General features: G+C 67.7%; 14 protein-coding genes. 5 read left to right on the forward strand and 9 right to left on the reverse strand.

Annotation, left to right across the window (positions count from 1 at the left end):
• Nucleotide 1: 1 nt before the first annotated feature.
• Together WKC72_RS00535 and WKC72_RS00540 are read right to left on the reverse strand one after the other, a co-directional pair.
• Nucleotides 2–337, reverse strand: a complete 336-nt coding sequence (locus tag WKC72_RS00535; RefSeq protein ID WP_025431714.1) for a WhiB family transcriptional regulator — start codon at nt 335–337, stop codon at nt 2–4.
• Nucleotides 322–1326 carry an ROK family glucokinase gene (locus tag WKC72_RS00540; protein ID WP_370181457.1) on the reverse strand — a complete coding sequence of 335 codons (1005 nt, stop codon included), beginning with the start codon at nt 1324–1326 and terminating at the stop codon, nt 322–324. Before WKC72_RS00540 ends, WKC72_RS00535 begins: the two co-directional genes overlap by 16 nt.
• A gap of 229 nt (nt 1327–1555) precedes the next feature.
• On the opposite strand from WKC72_RS00540, the gene WKC72_RS00545 reads away from it, so the two are divergent.
• Nucleotides 1556–2635: an ABC transporter ATP-binding protein gene (locus tag WKC72_RS00545; protein ID WP_037229078.1), complete on the forward strand. Its 1080-nt coding sequence runs from the start codon at nt 1556–1558 to the stop codon at nt 2633–2635.
• A gap of 2 nt (nt 2636–2637) precedes the next feature.
• On the opposite strand, the gene WKC72_RS00550 is transcribed toward WKC72_RS00545, so the two are convergent.
• Nucleotides 2638–3654, reverse strand: coding sequence for a LacI family DNA-binding transcriptional regulator (locus tag WKC72_RS00550; RefSeq protein ID WP_112300550.1), 1017 nt, complete (start codon nt 3652–3654; stop codon nt 2638–2640).
• Nucleotides 3655–3837: 183 nt separating this feature from the next.
• On the opposite strand from WKC72_RS00550, the gene WKC72_RS00555 reads away from it, so the two are divergent.
• From WKC72_RS00555 to WKC72_RS00570, 4 genes are read left to right on the forward strand one after another with little or no spacing between them, the layout of a single operon-like run.
• Nucleotides 3838–5523: an alpha-amylase family glycosyl hydrolase gene (locus tag WKC72_RS00555; protein ID WP_370181458.1), complete on the forward strand. Its 1686-nt coding sequence runs from the start codon at nt 3838–3840 to the stop codon at nt 5521–5523.
• Nucleotides 5520–6785 carry an ABC transporter substrate-binding protein gene (locus tag WKC72_RS00560; protein ID WP_268791892.1) on the forward strand — a complete coding sequence of 422 codons (1266 nt, stop codon included), beginning with the start codon at nt 5520–5522 and terminating at the stop codon, nt 6783–6785. Before WKC72_RS00555 ends, WKC72_RS00560 begins: the two co-directional genes overlap by 4 nt.
• A 12-nt stretch (nt 6786–6797) precedes the next feature.
• Nucleotides 6798–7832: a carbohydrate ABC transporter permease gene (locus WKC72_RS00565; protein WP_370181459.1), complete on the forward strand. Its 1035-nt coding sequence runs from the start codon at nt 6798–6800 to the stop codon at nt 7830–7832.
• A 3-nt stretch (nt 7833–7835) separates the two neighbouring features.
• Nucleotides 7836–8723, forward strand: a complete 888-nt coding sequence (locus tag WKC72_RS00570; RefSeq protein ID WP_037229092.1) for a carbohydrate ABC transporter permease — start codon at nt 7836–7838, stop codon at nt 8721–8723.
• A gap of 31 nt (nt 8724–8754) precedes the next feature.
• On the opposite strand, the gene WKC72_RS00575 is transcribed toward WKC72_RS00570, so the two are convergent.
• The 6 genes from WKC72_RS00575 to WKC72_RS00600 all read right to left on the reverse strand — a co-directional run bounded on the left by WKC72_RS00575 (nt 8755) and on the right by WKC72_RS00600 (nt 15949).
• Nucleotides 8755–9900, reverse strand: coding sequence for a DUF3089 domain-containing protein (locus WKC72_RS00575; protein ID WP_370181460.1), 1146 nt, complete (start codon nt 9898–9900; stop codon nt 8755–8757).
• A gap of 223 nt (nt 9901–10123) precedes the next feature.
• Entirely contained in the window at nt 10124–11218 is a 1095-nt protein-coding gene (locus WKC72_RS00580; RefSeq protein WP_370181461.1) for a CaiB/BaiF CoA transferase family protein, read from the reverse strand.
• A complete protein-coding gene (locus WKC72_RS00585; RefSeq protein WP_370181462.1) occupies nt 11215–12060 on the reverse strand; it encodes an enoyl-CoA hydratase in 846 nt (281 codons plus the stop codon). The genes WKC72_RS00580 and WKC72_RS00585 overlap by 4 nt, the downstream gene beginning before the upstream one ends.
• The gene (locus tag WKC72_RS00590; RefSeq protein WP_370181463.1) at nt 12060–13580 is read right to left on the reverse strand and encodes a long-chain-fatty-acid--CoA ligase; all 1521 of its coding nucleotides are present in this window, start codon (nt 13578–13580) and stop codon (nt 12060–12062) included. The genes WKC72_RS00585 and WKC72_RS00590 overlap by 1 nt, the downstream gene beginning before the upstream one ends.
• Before the next feature lie 34 nt (nt 13581–13614).
• Nucleotides 13615–14427 carry an enoyl-CoA hydratase/isomerase family protein gene (locus tag WKC72_RS00595; RefSeq protein ID WP_370181464.1) on the reverse strand — a complete coding sequence of 271 codons (813 nt, stop codon included), beginning with the start codon at nt 14425–14427 and terminating at the stop codon, nt 13615–13617.
• Nucleotides 14420–15949, reverse strand: a complete 1530-nt coding sequence (locus WKC72_RS00600; RefSeq protein ID WP_370181465.1) for an AMP-binding protein — start codon at nt 15947–15949, stop codon at nt 14420–14422. The genes WKC72_RS00595 and WKC72_RS00600 overlap by 8 nt, the downstream gene beginning before the upstream one ends.
• Nucleotides 15950–15974 lie beyond the last annotated feature (25 nt).

The following is a 15974-nucleotide window of genomic DNA, read 5'->3' on the forward strand; positions in this document are numbered from 1 at the left end:
CTCAGGCCTGGCGCGCCAGATCGAAGCCGAAGGATTCCGCGACCGCCTCGTCCACCCGGCCGTGGTGAGTGGCGAGCAACTCTTCACGCTCGTTCGCGGAGAGCCCACCCCAGATGCCGTACGGTTCACCGACACTGAGCGCGTGCTCCCGGCACTGCACCAGCACGGGGCATCCGCGGCAGATCATCTTGGCGCGGAAGTCCCGCATCTCGCGGGCCCGGCCACGTTCGCGGTCGGGGTGGAAGAACGTGGACGACTCGTAGCCGCGGCACGCGGCGTCCCTCTGCCAGTCCCACACCTCGGCGACCGGAATGGGAAGACTCAACCGATTGGACATTGCACTCCTCCAGATACTCGTGAGCCGTTGTGTGCGAGCCCGAGAACTCGTTCCCGGGCCAGATCGGCGGCGCCGACGATGCCGACGTTCGCGCCGAGTTCAGCCAGTCGCACCTCGGCGACCGGTCGGTGTGCGCGTCCGGTGAGACGGTTCTCGAACGCGGCGGCGGCGGGACCGCGCAGCAGTTCGCCCGCCTCGCACACTCCCCCGCCGATGATGAACAGGTCGGGGTCGAAGAACGCGGCGATATCCGCCATGCCGTGTCCCAGCCAGGAACCGATCACCCGGAAACACTCGAGCGCGGCGGGGTCACCGTCCTGCGCGGCCGCGGTGATGTGCAGGCCCGTGATGGCGTCCGCCCTTCCGCCGGCGCGGGCAAGGAGGTCTGCAGCGAAACCCGGCGAGACGTTCGCGAGATCCTGCGCTTCGCGGACGAGTGCCCGCCCACTGGCGTAACGCTCCCAGCAGCCGTGGTTGCCGCAGCCGCATCGGCGACCGTGCGGTTCGACGTTGAGATGCCCGAATTCCGCGGCCACACCGAACTTGCCGCGATGAAGTACTCCGTCGACGACGATGCCGCCGCCGATCCCGGTTCCGACCGTGAGCACGACGACGGTCTGCCCCGTCCGCCCGGCCCCGAAGCGCGCCTCGCCCCATGCCGCGGCGTTGGCATCGTTCTCCACCACCGTCGGCAGTCCGCACGCCGCTTCGACCACCTCACCCAGAGGCTCGTTGCGCCAGGCCAGATTCGGGGCGAAGAGCACGGTGCTGAGGTCCGCGGCGACGAAGCCGGCCGCGCCGATGCCGACAGCCTGCGCCGGGTGGGTATCCGCCAGTTCGCGGACGAGTTCGGCGATGACGTTCTCGACGCGGCGCGCATCGTGGGACGGGGTGTCACGACGCACCATCCGGTGGATGACTCCGTCGGTGTCGACCACGCCGGCTGCGATCTTCGTGCCACCCACGTCGATGCCAATTGTCAGAGCCATGTCTCGTGTCCTCTTCAAATCTGCGAGTGAGGGGTGTCACGCTGACAGTAGAGGACCTTTGGATTTTCATCAATACATACTTCCGTCTTTTCAAGAACAAAGCCGGTTCGTCTCCAAGTGGACAAGCACTGTGATCTAGGCCATAGTTCTTCCTCGTCGGTGTCTTCCGGCACACCCCTAACACTCGGATCGTCCGGCACGTTCCTGCCGGTGGAGGGATTCATTTCTCATGGCAACAATCACCTATGACCGCGCGACCAGGCTCTTTCCCGGCTCGGACGTCCCCGCGGTCGATCAACTCGACCTGCACATCGAGGACGGCGAGTTCCTCGTCCTCGTCGGCCCGTCCGGCTGCGGCAAGTCCACGTCCCTGCGGATGCTCGCGGGACTCGAGGACGTCGACGGCGGCCAGATACTGATCGGCGGCCGCGACGTCACGCACGCCGAGCCCAAGGACCGCGACATCGCGATGGTCTTCCAGAACTACGCGCTCTACCCGCACATGACCGTCGCCGAGAACATGGGCTTCGCCCTCAAACTCGCAGGCACCGACAAGGCTGAGATCCGCAAGCGTGTCGGGGAGGCCGCCGACATGCTCGACCTCGGCGCCTACCTCGACCGCAAACCCAAGGCGCTCTCCGGCGGTCAGCGTCAGCGAGTGGCCATGGGCCGCGCCATCGTCCGGCAACCACAGGTGTTCCTGATGGACGAGCCGCTGTCGAACCTCGACGCGAAGCTGCGGGTACAGACCCGCACCCAGATCGCCCAGCTCCAGCGCCGCCTCGGCACCACCACCGTCTACGTCACCCACGACCAGGTCGAGGCCATGACGATGGGCGACCGGGTCGCCGTCCTCAAGGGCGGGGTGCTGCAGCAGTGCGCGTCCCCGCGTGAGCTCTACCGCCGGCCCGCGAACGTCTTCGTCGCCGGCTTCATGGGCTCACCGTCGATGAACCTGTTCACCGTGCCCGTCACCGACGGCGGGGTGCAGATCGGCGACCAGCTGGTCCCCGTCCCCCGCGACGCCCTCACCGCGGCGGGCTCCGAGGTGATCTTCGGGATCCGGCCGGAGCACGTCGAGATCGCCGACTCCGGCGGACTGAAACTCGAGATCGACGTCGTCGAGGAACTCGGCTCGGAGGCGTTCGTTTTCGGCCGCACCACCGTCAATGGCCGGACCGAGAACCTGGTCGCCCGGGTCGACTGGCGCAACCCACCCGAGAAGGGCCAGGTCGTGCACGTCCGCGTCGACGAGGCACACGCGCACATCTTCGCCACCGACGCGGCGGGCGAGCGACTCGTGCGCTGACGTCAGAGTTCCGGAGGGCGGGCGGTCGAGCCCCTGACCACCAGGTGGGTCGGGAGCACGACCGCCCGCTCCGCAGGTTCCCGGCCGCCGAGCAGTTCCACGACCACCCGGCCGGCCGCCGCCCCCTGTTCCCCCACCGGCTGCCGCACCGTGGTCAGGTCGGCCAGCTCGGCCGTCGGGTGATCGTCGATCCCGATCACCGACATCCCGGCCGGAACGGGAATCCCCGCACGTCGCAGCGTGCGCAACGCCCCGACGGCGACCTCGTCGGAATGACAGAACACCGCGGTGGGCACCTCGGCGCGGCTGAGCAGCAGTTCCATGCCGCGCTCGCCGCCCTCGATTCCCCAGGGCACGGTGACGGTGCAGTCGTCGGCGAGCCCGGCGCCCGCGAGTGCGGCGTGGAAGCCCGCCACCCGGGCGATGTCGCCTTCCCAGGACTGACCTTCCGGGTCCACGGTGCGGATCATCCCGATCCGGGTGTGACCGATCCTGATCAGGTGCCCGACAGCCTGGCGCGCGGCCAGTTCGTCGTCGATCCGGACGGACGGAAATTCGCCGGCGTGCGCGCCGATGACGACCACGGTCACGTCCATCTCCTCGAGCCGCGCCCGCTCCGGACCGGTCAGCGGAAACGCCACGGCGATGACCGCATCGACCTTGCGGCGCAACGGAAGCCGCTCGAAGAACGATTCGCGCTGGGCCGACTCCTCGAGGCAGTACAGCATCACGTCGAGGTCCGCGGCGCGGAGTTCGTGTTCGATGCCGGCGAGAATCCGCGAATAGAACCAGGCATCGATCCACGGCACCACGACGGCCACCCGGCCCGTCGCGCCGCCCGACAGCTTCGACGCCTCGGGTGAGACGACGTACGCCAACTCGTCGGCGGCCCGCTGAATGCGCAGTCGCGTCGCTTCGGAGACGCCGCGTTCGCCGCGCAACGCGCGCGAGACGGTGGCGATCGAGACTCCGGTGCGGCGCGCGACGTCGGCCATGTTGACGGACTGCTTGGGGATCACGTTCCCACAGTAAGCGAGCAACGCAAATATTTGCGTAGATTCCTCACGGAATCCATGCCGCTGTAGTCCGGAAAATAAATCACCCTGCTCGAGTTGACAGCCACCTGTGACGTGCCTCACGCTATTTACGCAAACGTTTACGCATCACATTCCCCCATCCCATCCCCCCACCGAGGAGATTCGATGACCCAGTCCGTGGAGTCGACCGCAACCACCGTCGCGAGCCGGCACCCCGAAGCCTGGTGGAAGACGGCAGTCGTCTACCAGGTCTACATCCGCAGCTTCGCCGACGGGAACGGTGACGGCATCGGCGACCTCACCGGCCTGCGTTCCAAGCTGCCCTACCTCGCCGACCTCGGCGTCGACGCCGTATGGATCAACCCCTGGTACCCGTCGCCGATGGCCGACGCCGGCTACGACGTGGCCGACTTCCGCGACATCGAGCCCTCGTACGGCACACTCGCGGCAGGTGAGGCGTTCATCGCCGAGGCCCACGAGTTGGGGATCCGCGTGATCCTCGACATCGTGCCCAACCACACCTCCAGCGAGCACCGCTGGTTCGAGGCCGCCCTCCGCGACGAGCCCGGAGCACGCGACCGCTACATCTTCCGCCCCGGCCGCGGCCCGGCAGGCGACGAGCCGCCCAACGACTGGCAGAGCGCGTTCGGCGGTCCCGCGTGGAGTCGCCTGGACACCGGTGAGTGGTACCTGCACCTGTTCGCTCCCGCCCAGCCCGACCTCAACTGGGAGCACCCCGAGGTCCGTGCGGAGTTCGAGGACATCCTGCGCTTCTGGTTCGACAAGGGTGTCGACGGCTTCCGGATCGACGTCGCCCACGGCCTCGCCAAGGATCCCGCACTCCCCGATGCCGGTGAGCGCCTTCCCGGTTCGCAGCACACCGACCCCCACCCCGCGTGGGATCAGGATGCCGTCCACGAGGTGTACCGGGGCTGGCGGGCCGTCGCCAACGCCTACGCCGACCGCGTCTTCGTCGCCGAGGCCTGGGTGCCCGGCAACGACCGCCTCGCCCGCTACCTGCGCCCCGACGAGCTGCACACCGCGTTCCAATTCGACTTCCTGCGCGCCCCTTGGCGTTCTGCGAGCATCCGCGCCGTGATCGACGACGCGCTCGAGCAGGCGGCCACCGTCGGCGCACCCGCCACGTGGGTGCTCTCCAACCACGACGTGCCCCGCACCGTCACCCGCTACTCCCGCTCACAGCCCGACCACCTGGTCGAGACCGATTGGGAGCGCGCACGCTGGGCGCTCGAGGAGCCGAACCACGAACTGGGCAGGCGCCGCGCCCGGGCGGCGGCGCTGTTGCAGCTGGCGTTGCCGGGCACGGCCTACATCTACCAGGGTGAGGAACTCGGACTGGAAGAGGTCGAGAACCTCCCCGACGAGGCCCGGCAGGATCCGACGTGGTTCCAGACCGGCTTCACCGACTGCGGCCGGGACGGCTGCCGGGTTCCGATCCCGTGGTCGAACGACGCAGTGCCGTACGGCTTCTCCCCGTTCGACGCGGAGGAGGACACCTGGCTTCCGCAGCCCGGGCACTGGGCGCCGCACACCGCGGAAGCGCAGGCAGGCCACCCCGAGTCGTTCCTCACCCTGTACCGCGAGGCGCTGGAACTGCGACGCGAGCACTTCGACACCCCGCACGCCGTCGAGTGGCTCGACACCCCACGCGACGTGCTCGCGTTCGCACGCGGCGCAGCGCAGTGCTGGGTGAACACCGGCACCGAACCGATCGCACTCCCCGAAGGACTGACCGTGGTGCTCGGTTCCGTCGCCGGCATCACCGGCGGAGCACTCCCGGCAGACGCCGCGGTGTGGCTGTCGGAACCCGGCACGGGTGAATCGCGATGAAGCGCGTCGCCGCATGCGCGGTGGCCGTCGGGGTCCTGTTCGCCGCGTCGTCCTGCGCGGATCATGGCATCGACGCCGCCGCGCAGGCGGAGAAGCAGAACCTCGACGGCCGCGGGCCCATCACCTACGTGCAGGGCAAGGACAACTCCAACGTCGTCCGGCCGCTGATCGACGAGTGGAACGCCACCCACCCCGGCGAGGAAGTGACGTTCAAGGAACAGTCCGACCAGGCCGACCAGCAGCACGAGGACCTGGTGCAGCACTTCCAGTCCCGCGACTCCGGGTACGACGTCGCCGTCGTCGACGTCGTGTGGACCGCCGAGTTCGCGGCCCGCGGATGGCTGCAACCGCTCGAGGGCCCGATGGCGATCGACACGTCCGGCCTGCTCCCCGCGACGGTCGCGGGGGCCACGTACGGGGACGTCCTGTACGCGGCTCCGCAGACCAGCGACGGCGCGCTGCTCTACTACCGCACCGACCTGATGGAACATCCGCCCACCACCTGGGATGAGCTCATCGGCGCGTGCGAGACGGCGCAGAACGCCGGAATAGGCTGCTACGCAGGACAGTACGCCAAGTACGAGGGGCTGACCGTCAACGCGTCCGAGGCCATCAACACGGCGGGCGGGTCGATCCTCGGACCGGACGGCGTGACCCCGACGATGAACACCCCGGAGGCCAAGGCGGGCCTGCAATCGCTCGTCGACGCCTACCGTTCGGGTGCCATCCCCCGCGAGTCCGTCACGTTCCAGGAGGAGCAGGCACGGCAGGCGTTCCAGAGCGGCGACCTGCTGTTCATGCGCAACTGGCCGTACGCGTACAGCCTGATGGAAGGTCAGGGCAGTTCCGCGGTGTCGGGCAAGTTCGCGGTGGCGCCGCTGCCGGGCAAGAGCGGACCCGGTCACTCGACACTCGGCGGGCACAGCGCCGCGATCAACGTGTACTCCGAGCACAAGGCGACCGCCTCGGACTTCCTGAAGTTCTTCCTGGAGAAGAAGTCACAGGCGTTCTTCCTGTCGCAGGGATCGCTCGCCCCCGTCCGCGCCGACGTCTACGACGACCCGGAACTGATCGAGCAGTACCCGTACCTCCCCACGCTGAAGACGTCGATCGAGAACGCCGTGACCCGGCCGGTCACCCCGTTCTATCCCGCGGTCACCCGGGCCGTGCAGAACAACGCCTACGCCGCGATCAAAGGCGAGAAGACGGTGGACCAGGCCGCCGCCGACATCCAGTCCGCGATCGCCGCGGCCGGGTCCTAGAGGAGACAGCCGATGACCGTTCACGAACTCTCAGTCGAGACGCCCGCTCCCCCACGTCGGGGCGACGCGAGGTCCGGCGAACCGGAGCCCGCGCGCCCACGGAAGGGGCGCAGCAAGGCGGCGATGTTCCTGATCCTGCCGACCATGATCCTGCTGGGCATCGTCGTCCTGTACCCGGTGGTCAGCGCGATGGTGATGTCGCTGTTCAAGGACCCGGCGATCGACCCCGCCACCGGCAAGTTCGTCGACCAGGGTTTCGCGGGACTGTCGAATTACACGCACTGGCTGTTCCAGCGGTGCACCGACACGACCGGAGCGTCCGTGTCCTGCCCCGGCGGCACGCTGGGATCGCTGTTCTGGCAGTCGATGTGGGTCACCGTGTTCTTCACCGTCGTCACCGTCGCCATCGAGGTCGCGCTGGGACTGTGGTTCGCCACCATCATGAACCGGGCGTTCCGCGGTCGGGCGCTGCTGCGCACCAGCATCCTCGTGGCGTGGGCCATCCCGACCGCCGTCACCGCGAAGCTGTGGTACTTCGTCTTCGCCTACGACGGCATCGCGAACAAACTGCTCGGCACGGAGATCCTGTGGACCGGTGACACGTGGCCTGCCCGGTTCGCCGTCGTGATCGCCGACGCCTGGAAGACCACGCCGTTCGTGGCGTTGCTGATCCTCGCCGGACTGCAGATGGTGCCCGCCGAGGTGTACGAGGCGGCGCGGATGGACGGCGCCAACGCGTGGCAGCGGTTCCGGTCGATCACGTTGCCCCTCATCAAGCCGGCCATTCTGGTGGCGGTCCTCTTCCGGGTGCTCGACGTCCTGCGGATCTACGACCTCCCGGCGATCCTCACCGGCGGCGGTGGCGGCGACGGCACGGCCACCACCACACTGTCGATCCTGGTGATCGACCAGATGCGCCAGGGATTCAACAGCGCGTCCGCCCTCTCCACGATCACGTTCCTGTTCATCTTCGCCGTCGCCTACGTACTGGTGAAGGTGATGGGCGTCAACGTGATCGACACCCAAGAGCAGCAGCGAAAGGCCTGATCCATGTCCACAGCAGTCGTCACACCGGGGATTCCCCGTGCCACGGTGGCACGCCGGCGCCGGGGACCGTCGCTCGCCTCCATCCGCACCTATCTGGGCCTGGGGGTGATCGTCGTCTGGGGTCTGGCCCCCGTCTACTGGATGGTGGTCACCGCCTTCCGTCACTCCGACTACACGTTCGACACCACACCGTGGCCCACCCACGTCACGCTGGAGAACTTCGCGAGCGTGTTCTCGACGGAGGCGGGCAACCACTTCGCCCGGGCGCTCGTCAACAGCACGATCATCGGCGCCGTCACCACCGCGATCGGTCTGGTCGTCGGTGTCGGCACCGCGTATGCGCTGGCGCGGTTGCAGTTCCGGGGAAAGCACGTCGTCCTGGGAATCATCCTGGCGGCGTCGATGTTCCCGGGTGTCGCCGTCCTGACACCGCTGTTCCAGTTGTTCACGTCGATGGGCTGGTTCGGCACGTACCAGGCGCTGATCATCCCGAACATCTCGTTCGTGCTACCCCTCACCATCTACACCCTCACGGCGTTCTTCAAGGAACTCCCGTGGGAACTCGAGGAGGCGGCCCGGATCGACGGGGCCAGCAGGCGGCAGGCGTTCCGAATGGTGCTGCTGCCCTTGGCCGCACCGGGACTGTTCACCACCGCGATCCTCGCGTTCATCGCGTCGTGGAACGAATACCTGATCTCCAGCCAGCTGTCCAACGACGTGACCCAGCCGGCCACCGTCGCCATCGCACAGTTCGCGGGAAGCAAGCCGCACGAGGAGCCGTTCACGTCCGTGATGGCGGCGGGAACGGTCGTGACCATCCCGCTCGTCATCATCGTGCTGCTGTTGCAGCGCCGCATCGTGTCCGGCCTGACCGCCGGTGGCGTCAAATAGCCCGTGCGGCTCCGCCGCCCGTGAGTACTTGTTAACCGCCCGACGTTAACAAGTACTCACGGGTCTGCTGCTCCGCGATCGAGACGAGGCGGTCGTACCCGAGGTTGATGTCGACGAGATGGCCACCGAACAGCGGCAACTCGTTGACCCGCTGTCCACGTGGATCCGTGATGCGGAACTGGTAGGTGCGGTAGCCGTTCACGTCGGTGCAACTCCCGACCGCCCGCTCGGCGCTCGTGGTCCACGTCGACGTGGAGGTGGGACTGCCCTTCGGGAACGCGGTGTAGTCCAGGAGAACCGAGATGATGCCGAACGCAAACGGCGCACTCGGCACGGTCAGGCCGACCGGCTCGGAGTTGCCGCTCAGCACAGCGGGGTCGGTGCACGCGACCTGGTACTGCGGGCCGCTCGGCAGCCCCATCCCAGGCGACAGAATGTCGATCGCGCTGTTACCGAACAGCGACGCGGTCGGATCCGCGACAGCGGTGGAGTAGGCGACGACACAGCCTGCTTCCCCCTGCTCGGTGCACAGGGGAATGTTCTGGAAGTCGCCGCCGGTGGCGCTGCCGGGGGCAGTTTCGACATTGGCGCCCATGAGAAATGCGCCCACCAACTTGTCGCGGAGCGCCGGATTCGGGTCGATCTGCTCGCGGATGAGTTTTCGCAGCATCATCGTGCCCTGTGAGTGGCCGATGAAGATCACGCCGCGGCCGTCGTTGTCGTTGGCGAGGTAGTCGTTCCACGCCGCGAGGACGTCGCCGTACGCGGTCTGGGCGAGCGGCGCCGCCCCGGCGAGGTAGCCCCCGATTCCCGGTGTCAGGGTCATCTGGCGGTAGGTCGGGGCGAAGATCCGGCACTGGCTCCCGAACCGGGCGGCCTGGAAGCTGGCGATGGACTGCACTTCGGGTTGGGGAGTGAGGTCGGCGTTGAGCGCGACCTGGTCGCTCACGGTGGGATAGACGTAGAAACAGTCGACGGGCTTGTCCGATTCGGACACCGGTGTGGCCGGGGTGACTTCTCCGGTCAGCAGATCGGTCGTGTCATCGGGCAGATCGCAGGGGTCCGTGTCCGTCTCGGGGCTGCACAGCCACTGGACCGGTGCACTCGCCGCGGGTTGCGCCGCCGCCGGCGCCGACAGTCCCCCGGCCGCCAGCCCCACGAGCAGCAGCGCACCCATCGAGCGCGCGATCCCTCTCCCACCGAACACAGGCATCCCCTGACGTGATCCAGATAACATTCCAACCGAGTCGAGTATGTATACCAGCCGGTAACACACAATGGAATCCCCCCGCCGCCATCCACAGCTGCGCGGACATTGGTCACCTTCCGCCGCAATTGCGCGCGCAGGTGACCACTGTCTGTGCGGATGCCGGCGGGTTACCGGCGGCCGAAGACGGACGTCATCGCGCCGTCACCCAACGCCGAATCTGCTCCGCCAACGGTCTCGGTTCGGGTGCGGAGGGTGCCGCCGCCGGCGTGCGCGAGAACCGGGGCGCGGGCATCGGCTGATCGACCCCGTCGACAGCGCCGAAGGTGTTCCGCGCGACCATGTGGGGATGTTCGAGGGCTTCGTCGTAGGTCAGGACCGGGGTCACGCACGCGTCGGTGGTCGCGAAGACCTGGGCCCACTCGTCCCGGGTGCGTGACTTGAACGCGATCTCGAACTCCGCGCGCAGTGCCGTCCACCGGGTGCGTTCCCATTGGCCGGGCAGGCGACCCGGGTCGAGCTGCAACCCCTCGATGAGCTCGGCGTAGAACTGCGGTTCGATCGCACCGACCGCGACGTGCTTCCCGTCCGCGCAGACGTAGGTGTCGTAGAAGGGATAGGACCCGTCGAGCAGGTTCTCCCCGCGACCGGTGGCCCAGGTCCCGTTGCCCCGCATCGACCACATCATCTGCGCGAGGACACCGGCACCGTCCACCATGGCCGCGTCGACGACCTGCCCGCGACCGGATACTTCCCGCTCCCACAGTGCGGCCAGCACACCGAAGACGAGGAACATCGAACCCCCGCCGAAGTCACCGACGAGGTTCAGCGGCGGCACCGGCCGGTCGCCGGCGCGGCCGATGTTGTCGAGGACACCGGTGAGGGAGATGTAGTTGATGTCGTGGCCGGCGCGGTCGGCGAACGGTCCGCTCTGCCCCCAGCCGGTCATTCGCCCGTAGATCAATCGGGGATTGACGGACAGGCACTCGTCCGGTCCGAGACCGAGCCGTTCGGTGACACCGGGCCGGAATCCCTCCACGAGGACGTCGGAGTGCTCGATCAACTCGAGAATTCTGTCGCGATCTTCCGGACGCTTCAGGTCGGCCTCCACCGTGCGACGGTTCCGCAGGGTCGCGTCGGCCTCGATCGCGATGCCGGGATTCGCACCCGCCCTGCGTTCGACACGGACGACGTCGGCGCCGAGGTCGGCAAGGAGCATGCAGGCGTGCGGGCCGGGGCCGATTCCGGCGAATTCGACGACGCGGAGTCCGGTGAGTGGGCCGGTCATGGTGTGAGTTCCCTTCGTTGAGCGGCCGCGCGGATGACGTCCGCGCCGGCCGGGTGCACGATCTGACCGTGCTGGGCGAGGTTGTGGGCGTGGCCGAGGTTGTGAAGCGCGAGTGCCGAATCGAGGGCGGTGGACTGGCCTTGCGCGTCGAGGCCGCGGTTGATGCTCTCCTTGGCCAGCCGTAACCCGAACGCGGGACGCGCGGCGACGGTGGCGGCGAGCTCGACGGTGAAGGCGTCCAGCTCGGTGGCGTCGACGACATGATTGACCATGCCCACGTCGCGCGCTTCGGCCGCTGTCATCGCCCGGCCGGTGAACAGGATCTCCTTCGCCTTACGAGCTCCGAGTTCCCAGGCGTGGGTGAAGTATTCGATGCCGTTGACACCGAACGCGGTGACCGGGTCGGAGAACGTCGCGTCGTCGGCGGCGACGATGATGTCCATGGGCCACAGCAACATCAGGCCGCCGGCGATCGTCCGCCCCTGAGCCTGGGCGATGGTCGGTTTCGGAATGTCGCGCCACCGCTTGCACAGACCCAGATACGCCTCGCATTCGAAGGCGTAGTGTCCCTCGGCACCACCCGCGTCGAGCCCCGACTGCAGCGTCGCGACCGGCGCACAGGGCAGGGTGAACCCGGCCTTCAGGTCGTGGCCGGACGAGAAGTCGGGTCCGTCGGAGGCGAGGACGATGACCTTGACATCGCTGTCGGCGGTCGCGTGAGCGAATGCCGCATCGAGTTCGTAGAGCAGTTCGGGGCTCTGTGCGTTCCGCATTTCCGGGCGTGCCAGCACGATTCGGGCGATGCCGGGTGCGGGGTCTTCACGCCGGATGAAGTCCCCCATCACGCGTACTGCTTCCGGAGTTCGCGCTTGAGGATCTTCCCGGCGCCGGACATCGGGAAGGTGTCGACGACGGTGAGACTGCGGGGGACCTTGTAGCCGGCGATGTCCTTCTTGCTGTGCTCGCGCAGTTCGTCGAGGGTCAGGGTGGCGCCGGGAAGCAGGGAGACGACGGCGTGGACGCGTTCGCCCCATTGATCGTCGGGTACGGCGATCACGGCGCACTGGGTGACGGCGGGGTGCTTCGCGACGACGTTCTCGACCTCGATGGAGTACACGTTCTCGCCGCCGGAAATGATCATGTCCTTGATCCTGTCCGCGACGAACACGTAACCGTCCTCGTCCATGTAGCCGCCGTCTCCGGTGTGCATCCACCCGTCCCGCACGGCGTCGGCCGTTTCGGCGGGCTTGTTCCAATAGCCGAGCATCACGTGGTCGCCGGTGACGACGATCTCACCGAATTCTCCTCGTGGGACTTCGTTTCCGTCCGGGCCGACGACCTTGACGAGGGCGTGCGGGGCGGCGCGCCCCGCGGATCGGCGCCGTACCGGGTCGTCGTGGTCCTTGTCGAGGAGCAGCGTCGCGACCGGCGACAGTTCGGTCATGCCGTAGCCCTGCACGAACGCGGCGGACGGGAACGCGGCCCGGGCTCGCCCGAGAAGCGCCTCGGAGATCGGCGATGCGCCGTACATGACGTTCCGCAGGCTCGACAGGTCGAAGTCGGCGAGCTGCGGGTGATCGGCGATCATCTGAATCATGGTGGGGACCAGCAACGTGTCGGTGACCCGGTGTTCGGCGATCGTGGCCAGCATCGAAACGGGGTCGAACACCGGGAGCATGATGTGTGTTCCCCCCAGCAGCGAATGAGCGATCATCGACGCGAGATCGGCCAGGTGAAACATCGGGGCGACGTGCAGCACTGTGCCCTCCGCCGACCATGCGCCCGTCGCCGCGCACGCGGTGGCCGACACGAACAGGTTGCGGTGACTGAGCATCACGCCCTTGGGAAATCCCGTGGTTCCACCGGTGTAGAAGATTCCGGCGAGCGCGTCACCGCGTCGGTGCGCATCCGGGACCGCGGTCGCCCCCGCGATCAATTCCTCGTACGCGAGCATCCCGTCCGGAGTGGCGCCGTCGCCGCAATGGATCACCGCCTCGAGGCGGGGACACTGTTCGCGGAGCTGGTCGGCGAGTGCACTGAATGCGTCGTCGACGAAGATCACCCGGACACCCGCCTCTTCGAGCGAGTACGCGATCTCCTTCACGCTCCAGCGGGTGTTGACGGGGACGATGACGGCGTCGGCCCACGCCACGGCCATGATGATCTGGAAGTAGCGATCCGAGTTCAGGGCGAGAACAGCGACGCGGTCGTCGCCGGCCACGCCCACTCCCCGCAACGCACCGGCAAGCCTGCCGACGCGGTCGAAGGTCTCGGCGTGCGTGACGATGCGGCCGTCGCAGATGGTGGCGACCTCGTGGGGCCGCTGCTGCAGGCTGCGGTGAAGCGGTTGGGTGAGATACATTCTCGATCCTTCGAGTGCGGGGGTCGCGGGGAGGTCAGGGGCGGTTTTCGTGCGCGGCCCGGGGTCGTGCGGAGAAGGCGCGGACGGCGTCGGCGTGATCGAGGGTGGTCAGGCCGATGACTTGTGAGCGCAATTCGAGTTCCAGATGTTCGCGGAACCCGCTCGCGCCGATGCTGGTGTCGAGGAGTTCCTTGGTGATCTGCACTCCCATCGGCGGCATCGCGGCGATGGTCGATGCGAGCTCGACGGCCTCGTGCAGCGGATCGTCGACGACGTGTTGTACGAGGCCCAACCGCTCCGCCTCGACGCCGGACAGGGCACCACCGGTGTAGAAGAGTTCCGCGGTACGGCCGGGTCCGATCAGGCGGGGAAGCAGGAACGACAGGCCCAGATCGCCGGCACTCATGCCGAGTTTGACGAAGACGGCGTCGAATCGGGAGTCCTCGGCGCAGATGCGGATGTCCGCTGCTGCGGCCAGGGCGAAGCCTGCCCCGACCGCATGCCCACGGACCGCGGCGACGACGGGTTGCGGGATCTCGCGCATGGCCGCGACGACCGACACTGCCTGACGCATTGCGGCGTAGGCGGCCCGGGTCGGGTCCGCCCTGTCTCGGGCGAGTCCGATGTTCAGGTCCATGCCGGCACAGAACGCTCTGCCCGCGCCGTGGAGCACGACCGCCCGGCAGTCGGCGGCGCCACCCAACTCGCGCAGAGCCCTCTCCAGGTCGGCGAGGAAGTCGGCGGTGAGGGCGTTCAACTTCTCCGGACGGTTGAGCGTGACGATGCCGACCCCGTCGCCGCGCAGTTCGACGAGTACTTTCCCGAATACCTCGAGACGCTCAGGCATCGACCCTGGCCTTCCAGTACGGCTCCTTCAGCCTGCGCTTGAACAACTTTCCGGTGTCTTCCCTCGGCAGCGTCTCGTCGAAGACGATGACCTTGGGGATCTTGTACTTCGCGAGGTGGCGGCCGACGTGCGCTCGGACGTCCTCGTCACGGAGTGTCGCTCCCGGTGCGAGTTCGATGTGGGCGGCGAGGGCCTCGCCGAATTCCTGGTCGGGGATGCCGAATACGGCGACGTCGTGCACACCGTCGATGCCGATGATGCAGGCCTCGACCTCCGCCGGGTAGATGTTGACCCCGCCCGAGATCACCATGTCGTTGCGGCGATCGCTCAGGTACAGATAGCCGTCGGCGTCGAGGTAGCCGAGGTCACCGACGGACAGGAAGCCGTCACGCTCCATGTCCCGGCGCTTGGCATCGTTCCCGAGGTACGTGAAATCCGGCCACACTGTGAACGGTTTGATGTAGATGTCGCCGACGACGCCGGCCGGCAACTCCTCCCCCTCGTCTCCGAGGATCTTCACGTCGACGTCCCCGAACGGCCGGCCGACGGTGCCGGGGTGGTGCAGCCATTCTTCGCTGGTGCACGCGACGGCGGCACCCGTCTCGGAGCCACCGTAGTACTCGTGCACGATCGGCCCGAGCCAGTCGATGAGGGCGCGCTTGACTTCCTGCGGGCAGGGTGCGGCCGCGTGGACGATGGATTTCAACGACGACAGGTCGTACCGGTTGCGCACGTGCGGAGGTAGTTTGAGCAGTCGAACGAACATCGTCGGCACCATCTGGACGTGCTCGATCCGCCGATCCTGAACGAGCCGGAGCAGATCCTCGGCATCGAATCGGGGCATGATGTCGAGGTCCATTCCCAGGGCCACCGCGAACACCGCGTGTGTGTTGGGTGCGGTGTGATACAGCGGAGCCGGGACGAGCGTGGACATGGACGGGTCGAACGCGAACCCCTCGACCACCATGTCCGCGAGTCGCGCCGAGTTCTCGTCCGCGACCGGTTGTCTCAGGATTCCCTTGGGCCTGCCGGTCGTTCCCGACGTGTAGATGACACCGAGCGGTGGATCCGTGACGGGTGAGGTGATCGGTTCGCTGTCGCGTATCAACCCCTCGACGTCCGGATGCCGGCCGGTCAGCTGCGGGGCGGGGAAGCCGTAGGCGTCCGCCACCTCCGGCGGCACCGCGACCTCGACCACCGTGACGCCCACAGGCAGCACCGCCTCCACCGCGGGCAGCAGATCGGTGTGGACCAGGACCACCTTGCTGCCGCTGTCGGCGAGCAGGTATTCGAGGTCGTCCCCGGTCCAGTGCCAATTGACCGGGACCGGGACTGCGCCGATCGCGGCACCCGCGAGAGTGGCCTCGACGAATGCGATCTCGTTGCGCATGACGATGGCGTAGCGATCGCCGTGTGCAAGTCCTTTCTGCGCGAGTGCGGCGGCCAGCCGGGCCGCTCGCGTTCTCACCGCCGCATGCGTACGTACTGCGGCGCCGCACCTGATGACCGGGGACGAGCTCATTCCTGCCTCCGTACCGAGTTGTCGT

Origin of the sequence: Rhodococcus wratislaviensis (genome assembly GCF_041228765.1) — a bacterium.
Lineage (GTDB): Bacteria > Actinomycetota > Actinomycetes > Mycobacteriales > Mycobacteriaceae > Rhodococcus_F > Rhodococcus_F wratislaviensis.

Excerpts from the sequence above, each read along its gene's own strand:
- WKC72_RS00535 (WP_025431714.1), bottom strand. The coding sequence starts at position 337 with ATGTCCAATCGGTTGAGTCTTCCCATTCCGGTCGCCGAGGTGTGGGAC.
- WKC72_RS00540 (WP_370181457.1), bottom strand. The coding sequence starts at position 1,326 with ATGGCTCTGACAATTGGCATCGACGTGGGTGGCACGAAGATCGCAGCC.
- WKC72_RS00545 (WP_037229078.1), top strand. The coding sequence starts at position 1,556 with ATGGCAACAATCACCTATGACCGCGCGACCAGGCTCTTTCCCGGCTCG.
- WKC72_RS00555 (WP_370181458.1), top strand. The coding sequence starts at position 3,838 with ATGACCCAGTCCGTGGAGTCGACCGCAACCACCGTCGCGAGCCGGCAC.
- WKC72_RS00560 (WP_268791892.1), top strand. The coding sequence starts at position 5,520 with ATGAAGCGCGTCGCCGCATGCGCGGTGGCCGTCGGGGTCCTGTTCGCC.
- WKC72_RS00565 (WP_370181459.1), top strand. The coding sequence starts at position 6,798 with ATGACCGTTCACGAACTCTCAGTCGAGACGCCCGCTCCCCCACGTCGG.
- WKC72_RS00570 (WP_037229092.1), top strand. The coding sequence starts at position 7,836 with ATGTCCACAGCAGTCGTCACACCGGGGATTCCCCGTGCCACGGTGGCA.
- WKC72_RS00575 (WP_370181460.1), bottom strand. The coding sequence starts at position 9,900 with ATGGGTGCGCTGCTGCTCGTGGGGCTGGCGGCCGGGGGACTGTCGGCG.
- WKC72_RS00580 (WP_370181461.1), bottom strand. The coding sequence starts at position 11,218 with ATGACCGGCCCACTCACCGGACTCCGCGTCGTCGAATTCGCCGGAATC.
- WKC72_RS00585 (WP_370181462.1), bottom strand. The coding sequence starts at position 12,060 with ATGGGGGACTTCATCCGGCGTGAAGACCCCGCACCCGGCATCGCCCGA.
- WKC72_RS00590 (WP_370181463.1), bottom strand. The coding sequence starts at position 13,580 with ATGTATCTCACCCAACCGCTTCACCGCAGCCTGCAGCAGCGGCCCCAC.
- WKC72_RS00595 (WP_370181464.1), bottom strand. The coding sequence starts at position 14,427 with ATGCCTGAGCGTCTCGAGGTATTCGGGAAAGTACTCGTCGAACTGCGC.
- WKC72_RS00600 (WP_370181465.1), bottom strand. The coding sequence starts at position 15,949 with ATGAGCTCGTCCCCGGTCATCAGGTGCGGCGCCGCAGTACGTACGCAT.